The following is a 9,811-nucleotide window of genomic DNA, read 5'->3' as shown; positions in this document are numbered from 1 at the left end:
CAGGAGCTGTACACCCGGGGCGATTTCTTTAACGGTGTTCTAGCACGATTTAACGATCAGATGACGTGAGATTGGCTAGCTATACGGGCAGATTGGCTAGCTATACGGCTAGTTGACGGGAAAGCACCGTGGCAGACCTACCTAGCTATACGGGTGGATTGGGTCTAGCTATACGGCCTTGGAAACATGAGGAAGGTATGTTGCCAGATCTGGAGGTACTGTGCTCCTGCTGTCAGCAGGCGCCACGGGTTAGTTGGATGGCTCCGTGGGTTACCGAATCAAGTTGCTTATATCCGAACCAATGTGCTCGACCTTCTGAATGGCCTTGTTAAGTGTTTCCAAGATGGCTCGACGTCCATACCCGGCAGTAACAGCGTTGGAGCCTTGCTGACCAACGATAGCCTGCATTGTCAGCTCGTTCATTTCAGCATCGCGGCATGCAGAAATAAACGTATGACGAGTGGAATGGCATGGAGCCAAGTCCGGATCAGTAAGCCCCGCAACCTCACGCATAACACGCGCTTGGCGCTTGGACATGGCGGACGTGCAGCGCCCGCTACCATCTTTCCGAAGTGATTTGAATATCTTACCAGCACCCTTCTCTTTAGAACGTTCGATGTGGTTTAAGAACCCAAGATCAATGAGGCGCTGATGCATGGGTACTAGACGCTTCGATGTGGGGTTCTTGACGGTCTTGCCGTTGAGCGCATTCACGTTAAAGTAGTATATTCCATTATCGACACAAACATCTAAAATATCCAGTTGTCCAATTTCCTCACGCCTCATTCCCGAGTAGATGCCGATAGGAAGGAACCAGTAAGCATCATCCTTTACATCAAACTCCTGAGCAACGGCAGCCATGTATTTGTTCAGCTCATCTGCAGTAAGCGCACGCTTGCTTTCCTCTTCATCATTCTTTTTCTTCCTTCTAATCTTTATGCTATCGGCGACGTTCTCCAACGTGACTCCGTTTTCTTTCGCAATTTCCAGTAATGTTCGGATAGATGAAAGATGACGAGCTACCATAGTAGACTCGACTCGCTTAAGATTTCCCCTATCGGCTATCCTGATAAGCTCTTGAACAGATTTTCCATGCATGTCTGCCCGCTTGGTGTCTGTAGGAAGTCTAGCAATGCTATCTTTGTACATTGCAACATGTTTAGCAGTAATCTTGTCAACAGAAATATCACCAACGACGTCCACGAAGCGTCGCACAGACATTTCAAATACTTTTATCTGCATAAGTTTGGGTTGAGTTTCGTTTCTCCACTTTAACAGCATATCATGGATGCTTGCAACTTTCGGAGGCGGAGCCAGAAGACCTATATTCCCTAACCTATCTGTCAGGCTGTAATAAGGATCCATAACCTTTCTTTTGATACGATAGCTTTCAATTTCCCTGTCGACTGGATCAGGCAGCTTAGCAATTACACTCGTTTCCCTTATTGCATCGCCGACTGTGAGACGGCGCAATCGAAGCTCGTGGATAAGCGCATCTACCTCACTCCTGCCAGGGAGCGGCGCAACCCCATCCAACAAAGCTGCGCGAGCGCTGGGACGCATATTGTCAATAGCTACTTGCGCCATCTCGAATGGATTGCCCTCATCGAAGCCACTCGCCATAAGAGCATACTTCAGCGTCTTGCCAGCTTCCAGCAATTCGCAAGCTTTGTCGAAGTTGACCCTCATGGCCGCTGCCCGCTTCTTGGCCTCACGAGCATCGCCAGTTCCTAACGCCCTTTGAAAGATCTTCCGGTTAAAACGCGACACAAGCGCTTTAGGGACGCGTACATTGAAGACCCAGCGACCACGAACTAAGGTCGCATCTGCGACTTGCGGCGTTGCACCCACGGCTCCGTTCCCTTTCTGGTGTATTGGGTTGCGTATTGGTTTTATGTATTGGGAGGAGGATGCATGTCTACTGAAAAAAGCTATCCACGCGATATGGTTGGCTATGGTTCAAGGGTTCCCGACGCCAAGTGGCCCGGCGGCGCCCGGATCGCCGTCCAGTTCGTGATGAACTACGAGGAAGGCGGCGAGAACTGCGTTCTTCATGGCGATGCCGCTTCCGAGGCGTTCCTGTCGGAGATCGTCGGGGCACAGGCGCTCAAGGGCGTGCGCCATGTCAACATGGAGTCGATCTACGAATACGGCAGCCGCGCCGGGTTCTGGCGGCTGATGCGGATGTTCGGGGAACGGAAGCTGCCGCTGACGGTGTTCGGCGTCGCGATGGCGATGCAGCGCAACCCGGATGCCGTCGCCGCCATGGTCGAGGCGGGGCACGAGATCGCGACCCATGGCTGGCGCTGGATCGACTACCAGTACATGAGCGAGGAGGAAGAGCGCGACCATATGCTCCGCGCCATCCAGGTCCAGACCGAGCTTACCGGCAGCCGTCCGCTCGGCTGGTATCTGGGCCGGTGCAGCCCCAATACCCGGCGGCTGGTGGCGGAGGAAGGCGGCTTCGTCTACGACGCTGATTCCTACGCGGACGAGTTGCCCTACTGGGACGACAGCCACGGCAGGCCGCAGCTCATAGTGCCCTATACGCTGGATGCCAACGACATGCGCTTCGCCACGGCGCAGGGCTTCAACTCCGGCGATCAGTTCTTCAGCTATCTGAAGGACAGCTTCGACGTCCTCTACGCCGAAGGGGCCTCGAAGCCGAAGATGATGTCGATCGGCCTCCACTGCCGGCTGGTCGGCCGTCCCGGCCGCGCCGCCGCCCTCGCCCGCTTCCTCGACTACATCCAGAGCCATAACAGCGTCTGGGTCTGCCGCCGGATCGATATCGCGAACCACTGGATCGAGCACCACCCCTACCGGCCGGTCTCATCCAAGGGTTGAGGCCTGCGGAAGGAACACCTTCGCGCCGCCGGTGTTGGCTTTTTCGGAACCAGCAAGCACGGCGCGAAGGAGACGGCAGGGCATGTTCAGACTTCTAGGCGGAGCAATCGGAATCATCTTCCTGATCGGCCTGCTGGTCGTCATCGGCCTGCTGACGCTGATCTTCTAGCTGGGGAAGAGGCCGCCTAGTCCAGGCTCAGGTCGAAGGCGTGGAGTTCGACCCTGCCGCCGCTGGCCGACAGGATGTAGCCCTCCGGCACCTCCTGCCACACCGCCTCGATGGCATCCAGCGGCTCCGACAGGACCAGCACGTCGCCTTGGCTGCTCTCGAACCGGCAGCATCCCTGATCGACGCTGATGCCGCCGCCCGACGCATGGAACAGCGTCGGCGACGCGTGGTCGCTGGAATGACGCAGCGCGAACAGGCGTTCGCCGTCGGTCAGGCAGGCGGTCATCCGGAACGGCTCGACGATGCCATGGGCGGCCATGACGCCCTCGACCTGCCGGCAGGTGCGGGCGAAGGCGGCATCGACGTTCTCTTCCACGCCGTTGGACAGCAGCAGGTAGAAGATCACCTCGCTGTCGGTGCTGCCTTCGCGGAAGGGATAGAGATCGTTGGATATCAGGTTCTCCAGCTCGCGCCGGACGATCGGCCAGCCGCCGACCTGGCCGTTGTGCATGAACAGCCAGCGGTCGTAGCGGAAGGGATGGCAATTGACGCGCGCCGTCGATGTCCCGGTCGATGCCCGGACATGGGCGAAGAACAGCCTGGACCGGATCTGCTCCGACAGGGAACGTAGGTTGAAGTCGTTCCAGGCCGGCATCGTGTCGCGGTAAAGGCCCGGCTTCCTCAGCTCGCCGTACCATCCAAGGCCGAACCCGTCGCCATTGGTCGGCACATGGCCGCGCTGGGCGGAAAGCGACTGGTGGATCAACGAGTTGACGGGCTTGAAAAGAAGAGTGTCGATCGGAATCGGACGGCCCTGATAGGCCAGCCAGCGGCACATGCTCACTCCGGAATATCGTTCGGCACCATGGGGCTCACCCAATCAGGTAAGGTTAACCCCACGGCGGAATTATGTCGATGCCTGGACCGGAAACAATCCTTGCAGGTTGCGGTATATGTCTCGATACAGTGCCAATTTGGCCGCATGCCGCTCGGATGCTTCCGGGTCGGGTTCGATCACGAAGTCGCTGACGGGGGGAGTGCAGACCGCCAGCGGGTCTTCTCCGGTCACCGCCAGACGGGCCAGACGGGCGGCGCCGCACGTCGGCCAGGATGCCGCCCCACAAGCGGCTGCGGGCGCCGCCGCCGATCACCGAGACGCTGGTGATCTCGGTGCCCGCTTCGCCGAGGACGCCTTGTCCGTCGGCGAAGGCGTAGGCCACTCCCTCCAGCACCGCGCGGGCAAGGTCCGCCCTGGTATGTTCATGGGTCAGGCCGAAGAAGACGCCCTTCGCGTGGGGATCGTTGTGGGGCGTACGTTCGCCCGACAGGTACGGCAGGAACAGCAGCGATCCGGTGCCCCGCCCGGCGGCCTCGACCTCCGCCAGAAGCTGGCTTTCACCGGCGGCTCCCGTCAGGCAGGTGACCCAGGTCAGGCAACTGGCGGCGCTCAGGATCACCGACATCTGGTGCCACAGGCCGGGAAAGCAGTGACAGAAGGCGTGGACGCCCCGGTCCGGGTTGGGCGCGAACCCGGCATTGGCGACGAACAGAACGCCGGAGGTGCCGAGCGACAGGAAAGCCGATCCAGGCTTCAGCACCCCCACCCCGGCGGCCCCCGCCGCGTTGTCGCCGCCGCCGCCCGCGACTTCGACCGCATCGCCCAGGCCCCAGGCGGACGCAACCTCCGGCAGCAGCAGGCCGGTCGGTTCGGTGCCCTCGAACAGCTCGGGCATCTCGTCCTCGTCCAGGCCGGTGGCGTCCAGCAGTTCCGGCGACCAGCGGCGGCCGGCGACGTCGAGCCAGAGCGTTCCGGCCGAATCGGACATATCGGAAGCGTAACGGCCGGTCATGCGGAGGCGGATATAGTCCTTGGGCAACAGGACCTTGGCGATCTGGCCGAAGATCTCCGGCTCGTGTTCCGCGACCCAAAGCAGCTTCGGCGCCGTGAACCCCGGCATGGCAAGGTTGCCGGCGATGCGGGGAAGGTCCGGGACCCGGCGGGTCAGCTCGGCGCATTCGGCTCCGCTGCGCCCGTCGTTCCATAGGATGGCCGGCCGCAGCACCCGGTCGCGGCCATCGAGCAGGGTGGCGCCGTGCATCTGGCCCGACAGGCCTATGCCGGTTACCTCGGCCATGTCGCGCGGGTGGCTGCGCCGGAGCTCGGTCACCGCGGAGTTGGTCGCCTGCCACCAGCTTTCCGGATCCTGTTCCGACCACAGCGGGCGGGGACGGGACACGGCCAGCGGCGCCGTCGCCTGTGCGACCACGGTCTGGTCGCGGTCCACCAGCACGGCCTTGACGCCCGATGTGCCCAAATCGATCCCGAGATACACGGTCCCGCCTCCCTGCCCTTTTGCCAATCGCCAACCGTATGTTGCCGGATCTTGCCGACACGGCTTTCATTTGTTTGCAGGCTATGTCATATCCGCCGGTCTCCACAACGCCGCAGCAGCATCCGAGGCACCCCATGGCATCACCGGCAGGTTCGATCGTCCTGAGGCACGGCCCGATGGAATGCGGGATCAGTCCGTCCTGCGGCGGATCGATCACCCGGCTGATGCTGTACCGGGACGAGCAGCCGCCCATCCATCTGATGCGCCCCGCCCAGCCGCAGGGGATCGACCGCTCCGATCCCAACGACATGTCCTGCCACCCGCTTGTCCCGTTCTCCAACCGGATCGCCGGCAGCCACTTCGTCTTCCACGGCCGGGCGGTGGACCTGCCGCCGAACGCCCCCTTCATCCAGGACGTGATCCACGGCCACGGCTGGAAGACTCCCTGGAACGTCGTCGAGCAGGACGACCACACGGCGCTCCTCTCGTTCTCGCATGAAGCCGATTGCTGGCCCTACCCGTACCGGGCGACGCAGCGGTTCCAACTGGACGAGGACAGCCTGAGCATCACGCTGGAACTGGCCAACCTGGGCGACCTGCCCATGCCGGCGGGACTGGGGCTGCATCCCTACTTCCCCAAGCCGCTCGGGACGACCCTGACCGCCGAGCTGGACGGCGTGTGGCTGGGCGACGACCGCCACATCCCGGTCGAACGCGTGCCCCTTCCCATCGGCTGGGATTTCCCGCACGGGATAGCGCTGGACGAAGCCGTCCTGGACAACAACTTCACCGGCTGGAGCGGCCTTGCCGTCATCGACTGGCCCAGCGCCGAAACGCGGCTGACGGTGGAGGCCACGCCGCCGTTCCGGCATGCCGTGATCTACGTCCCGGCGCACCAGGACTACTTCTGCTTCGAACCGGTCAGCCATATGACCGACGCGGTCAACCGGGCGGCCGCCGGGGAAAGCGGCACCGGCTTCGCGGAACTGGCGCCCGGACAGGTCTTCGGCGGCACGATCCGCTTCAAGGTTTCCAGCCTGCGCTGATAGGCGGGATTGAACAATGCCCGGGCGTCGCGATATCTGAGCTTCAATCCGAACGAGACGCGACAGGACCGACCGTGAACGAGACGACCGAGACTCTGAACAAGGCGACCGATGCGGCCCACGACTTCGCCAGCGACGCCGGAACAGCGTTCAACACAATCGCGAGCGGCTGCTCCGGCTTGTGGGACGCCGGCTTCACCGCAGCCGGGCTCGCCTGGGACGGCAAGACGACGGATGCCCTGGCGGTGATGTTCAGCCCGACGCTGACCTGCTACGACAGCGTGGTCGCGGCCGTCATGGGATTGTTCCCCTTCCTGTCCTGAACACGCTTCTTCGAGTTAGGAACCCGCCATGAGCCAACCGCTGCTGCATTTCCCCATCCTCGAAGGACATGAGGTCGCCGTTACGGAATGGGGAGCGGGGCGGTCCGCCACCGTCGTCCTGTGGCACGGGCTCGCCCGCAGCAGCGCCGATTTCCGCGACCTCGCCGAGGCGCTGGCGCCTCATTACCGCGTGCTGGCGGCAGACCAGATCGGCCGGGGCCTGTCTCAATGGGCCCGGGATCCGGCAAGCGACTACAGCTTCGAGAGCTACGGCAGGATCGCGGTGGCCTTGTGCGATCATTTCGGCATCGGGCAGATGCGCTGGGTCGGTACGTCGATGGGCGGCGCCCTGGGCGTCAGGATGGCGGGCGGTCCGCTGCGCGACCGGATCACCCACCTCGTCATCAACGACATAGCACCGGAATTGCCGGCGCCGGCCGTGGAACGCATCCTGGCCTATGTCGGCAGTCCGCCGGTGTTCGACACCATGGCGGAGCTGGAAGGCTGGCTGCGCAAGGCCTACGTCCCATACGGCCATCTTTCCGAAAACCAGTGGCGCCATATGGCGCGGACATCGGTCCGCCGCCGTGACGATGGCCGGATCACGGCTCATTACGATCCGAAGATCGTGCAGCAGTTCACCGGTCACCCGCGCGACTACGACCAGTGGGAAGACTATGGGCGGATCGGCGCCCGGACTCTTCTTCTGCGCGGCGCAGACTCCGATCTGCTGCTGCCCGATCCGGCGAAGCGCATGACGGAAACCGGCCCGCGCGCGACGCTCGTCACCGTTCCCGGTTGCGGTCATGCGCCGGCGCTGAACGTGCCGGATCAGATCGGCCGGGTGAGGGATTTCCTGGCTTCCTGATGCCACCAAAAAACCTGAATGTTCAGCTTTAGTTCTGTGGATAAACCAGATAGACTCGCAATGGAATCAACATTTTATTGCATGTCTCTCAGATGGTCTCTCAACGCTTCCCGGCAGATCGGGATAATTCGGATATCGCCGCGCCATGATGGCCGGCTCGCATGTCCTGATCGGAGCGGCGGCGTGGCTTTACATCGCCCATGACATGGGACTGCCGCTGCTCGACCCGGTAGCGCTGGGACTGGCCGTTGCGGGATCGCTGAGCCCCGACATCGACCACCCGAAATCCTGGGTCGGCCGCCGCGTGAAAGTCATTTCGGTACCGGTTTCAAAGCTGTTCGGTCATCGGGGCGTGACCCATTCGGTCGTCGCCGTAGCCGCCTGCATCGCCTGCCTGCGCTGGGACGGCCAGCAATGGCACCACACCCTGCCCTTCGTCATCGGCTACGCCAGCCATCTGGCGGCCGACCTGATCACGCCGCAAGGCCTGTGTCTCGCATGGCCGCTGCGCCGCACCTTCGCCTTTCCGCTGGTCAAGACTGGCTCCTTCGCGGAACAGGCCTTGGTGACCTTGGTGGCGGGCTGGCTCTTCGCCCGATCGATGGGAGCATGCTGATCGAAGAATTCGAACGGGGGAGACAGTGTTCCGGCGTCCCCACGGCAGTAGCCCGCATGCCGTCCAAGCACCTGCGGATAGAAGACTTGGTAGAGACTCGGCTGATCTGCATATAGCGGCTATAAAGACCGACCAACAATCAAAAAGCCTTCAGGGGGAACTATGCCGGACGATAACGTGAAGACCCTAAATCAAAGCATCGCCATGCGTGCCGCCCTTATGCACATCATGTTGCTTGACGACTACATAGGCGCTGTTTTGAGCCGGGCCGAGGCATGCGGCCCCGGCTTTTTGAGGGAGAGCCTGATCGACTACGTCGAAACGCTTCAGCGGGAGCGGCTCTCCTATTACCGCATCGGCCTTCAAAGTCCCGTTCCCCCGGAAGACGAAGATCAGGCCGCCGAACTGGAAGAAGCGGCCTGACCGTAGCGATCGGGCGCTGTTGGGGCCCAGGCCCCAACAGCGCGCTTCATCAATCCGCCGCGTTCAGACGCTCGGCCTCGCTAAGGAACGGATAGTCGGTGTAGCCTTCGGCACCGCCACCGTAGAAGGTCTCGTGGTTGGCGGGGGTCAGCGGCGCATCGATGCGCAGACGCTCCACAAGATCCGGGTTCGAAATGAACGGTCGGCCAAACGCTACGAGGTCGGCGGCATTGGTGCGGCGGAGTTCCAGGGCTGTATCGCGGTCGATCAGGTTGTTCGCGACGTAAAGGCCCTTGAACAGGCTGCGGAGCTTCTGGAGATCGACCTCACCCGTTACCGCCCGGCTGCTGCCGGTGGCGCCCTCGACCAGATGCAGATAGGCAAGGCCGAAGCGGTTCAGTTGCTCCACCACATAGCTGAACAGCGGTTCGGGATTGCTGTCGGCAATGTCGTTCGCCGGGCTGATCGGTGACAGCCGGATACCGACGCGGTCGCCGCCCCAGACCTTGACTACCGCTTCAGTCGCCTCCAGGAGCAACCGGGCACGGTTCTCGATCGAGCCGCCATAGGCGTCGGTACGCTTGTTGGTGCCGTCACGCAGGAATTGATCGAGCAGGTAGCCGTTGGCGCCGTGGACCTCGACACCGTCAAAGCCGGCCCGCTTCGCGTTCTCGGCAGCAACCCGGTACTGTTCGACCACACCGGGGATCTCGTCCAGTTCGAGGGCCCGTGGCGTCACGAACGGCACGAAGCCGGCTTCGGTGAAGGCCTTGCCTTCCGGCTTGATGGCGCTGGGAGCGACCGGAAGCGCGCCGTTCTCCTGGAGATCGGGGTGCGATATGCGGCCGACATGCCAAAGCTGCAGGAAGATGCGACCGCCCTTGGCGTGGACGGCGTCGGTCACCTTCTTCCAGCCCGCGACCTGTGCGTCGCTGTGGATGCCGGGCGTGAAGGCGTAGCCTTTGCCCTGCCGGGAAATCTGAGTCGCTTCGCTGATGATCAGCCCAGCGGTCGCGCGCTGGCCGTAATACTCCGCATGCATTTCATACGGCGCGTCGTCCTTGTTGGCGCGGCTGCGGGTCAGCGGAGCCATGACGATGCGGTTGGCCAGGGTATAGGGACCGAGTTCGACGGGCTGGAACAGGTCGCTTTCAGCGTGGGTGCTCATTGCGCTTCCTTTTATTCG

Annotated in this window: 11 protein-coding genes; 7 read left to right on the top strand and 4 right to left on the bottom strand. The window is 62.1% G+C overall.

The features are described 5' to 3' along the window. Nucleotides 1-270: 270 nt before the first annotated feature. On the bottom strand, nucleotides 271-1,851 hold the full coding sequence (locus AC5JJ6_RS25825) for a DUF6538 domain-containing protein (protein WP_496044817.1): 1,581 nt from the start codon (nucleotides 1,849-1,851) through the stop codon (nucleotides 271-273). 63 nt (nucleotides 1,852-1,914) lie between these two features. Between AC5JJ6_RS25825 and puuE the strand changes: the two genes are divergently transcribed. Continuing rightward, a complete protein-coding gene (puuE, locus tag AC5JJ6_RS25820; protein ID WP_496044816.1) occupies nucleotides 1,915-2,847 on the top strand; it encodes an allantoinase PuuE in 933 nt (310 codons plus the stop codon). Between the two features lie 82 nt (nucleotides 2,848-2,929). Continuing rightward, nucleotides 2,930-3,016 (top strand): small membrane protein YohP, encoded by an 87-nt coding sequence (locus tag AC5JJ6_RS25815; protein WP_445009340.1) that lies wholly within the window; start codon nucleotides 2,930-2,932, stop codon nucleotides 3,014-3,016. Nucleotides 3,017-3,032: 16 nt separating this feature from the next. Here AC5JJ6_RS25815 and AC5JJ6_RS25810 read toward each other — a convergent pair whose 3' ends face one another. Together AC5JJ6_RS25810 and xylB are read right to left on the bottom strand one after the other, a co-directional pair. Continuing rightward, the gene (locus AC5JJ6_RS25810; protein WP_496044815.1) at nucleotides 3,033-3,854 is read right to left on the bottom strand and encodes a class II glutamine amidotransferase; all 822 of its coding nucleotides are present in this window, start codon (nucleotides 3,852-3,854) and stop codon (nucleotides 3,033-3,035) included. Between the two features lie 52 nt (nucleotides 3,855-3,906). Continuing rightward, the gene (gene xylB / locus AC5JJ6_RS25805) at nucleotides 3,907-5,349 is read right to left on the bottom strand and encodes a xylulokinase (protein WP_496044814.1); all 1,443 of its coding nucleotides are present in this window, start codon (nucleotides 5,347-5,349) and stop codon (nucleotides 3,907-3,909) included. Between the two features lie 134 nt (nucleotides 5,350-5,483). Here xylB and AC5JJ6_RS25800 point away from each other — a divergent pair, with 134 nt between their 5' ends. The 5 genes from AC5JJ6_RS25800 (at nucleotide 5,484) to AC5JJ6_RS25780 (ending at nucleotide 8,625) form a co-directional block, all read left to right on the top strand. Beyond that, the gene (locus tag AC5JJ6_RS25800) at nucleotides 5,484-6,395 is read left to right on the top strand and encodes an aldose 1-epimerase (RefSeq protein WP_496044813.1); all 912 of its coding nucleotides are present in this window, start codon (nucleotides 5,484-5,486) and stop codon (nucleotides 6,393-6,395) included. A 74-nt stretch (nucleotides 6,396-6,469) separates the two neighbouring features. Beyond that, nucleotides 6,470-6,718, top strand: a complete 249-nt coding sequence (locus AC5JJ6_RS25795) for a hypothetical protein (RefSeq protein ID WP_496044812.1) — start codon at nucleotides 6,470-6,472, stop codon at nucleotides 6,716-6,718. Between the two features lie 28 nt (nucleotides 6,719-6,746). Next, nucleotides 6,747-7,586, top strand: a complete 840-nt coding sequence (locus AC5JJ6_RS25790) for an alpha/beta fold hydrolase (protein ID WP_496044811.1) — start codon at nucleotides 6,747-6,749, stop codon at nucleotides 7,584-7,586. A gap of 145 nt (nucleotides 7,587-7,731) precedes the next feature. Further along, nucleotides 7,732-8,202, top strand: coding sequence for a metal-dependent hydrolase (locus AC5JJ6_RS25785; RefSeq protein WP_496044810.1), 471 nt, complete (start codon nucleotides 7,732-7,734; stop codon nucleotides 8,200-8,202). A 162-nt stretch (nucleotides 8,203-8,364) separates the two neighbouring features. After that, nucleotides 8,365-8,625, top strand: coding sequence for a hypothetical protein (locus AC5JJ6_RS25780; RefSeq protein WP_496044809.1), 261 nt, complete (start codon nucleotides 8,365-8,367; stop codon nucleotides 8,623-8,625). 49 nt (nucleotides 8,626-8,674) lie between these two features. Here AC5JJ6_RS25780 and AC5JJ6_RS25775 read toward each other — a convergent pair whose 3' ends face one another. Next, a complete protein-coding gene (locus AC5JJ6_RS25775) occupies nucleotides 8,675-9,793 on the bottom strand; it encodes an alkene reductase (protein WP_496044808.1) in 1,119 nt (372 codons plus the stop codon). Nucleotides 9,794-9,811 lie beyond the last annotated feature (18 nt).

This window comes from Skermanella sp., assembly GCF_059503625.1.
Note: the sequence above shows the minus strand (reverse complement) of the source record. Positions and strands in the feature narration are given on the sequence as shown.

Excerpts from the sequence above, each read along its gene's own strand:
- puuE (WP_496044816.1), top strand. The coding sequence starts at position 1,915 with ATGTCTACTGAAAAAAGCTATCCACGCGATATGGTTGGCTATGGTTCA.
- AC5JJ6_RS25815 (WP_445009340.1), top strand. The coding sequence starts at position 2,930 with ATGTTCAGACTTCTAGGCGGAGCAATCGGAATCATCTTCCTGATCGGC.
- AC5JJ6_RS25810 (WP_496044815.1), bottom strand. The coding sequence starts at position 3,854 with ATGTGCCGCTGGCTGGCCTATCAGGGCCGTCCGATTCCGATCGACACT.
- AC5JJ6_RS25800 (WP_496044813.1), top strand. The coding sequence starts at position 5,484 with ATGGCATCACCGGCAGGTTCGATCGTCCTGAGGCACGGCCCGATGGAA.
- AC5JJ6_RS25790 (WP_496044811.1), top strand. The coding sequence starts at position 6,747 with ATGAGCCAACCGCTGCTGCATTTCCCCATCCTCGAAGGACATGAGGTC.
- AC5JJ6_RS25785 (WP_496044810.1), top strand. The coding sequence starts at position 7,732 with ATGATGGCCGGCTCGCATGTCCTGATCGGAGCGGCGGCGTGGCTTTAC.
- AC5JJ6_RS25780 (WP_496044809.1), top strand. The coding sequence starts at position 8,365 with ATGCCGGACGATAACGTGAAGACCCTAAATCAAAGCATCGCCATGCGT.
- AC5JJ6_RS25775 (WP_496044808.1), bottom strand. The coding sequence starts at position 9,793 with ATGAGCACCCACGCTGAAAGCGACCTGTTCCAGCCCGTCGAACTCGGT.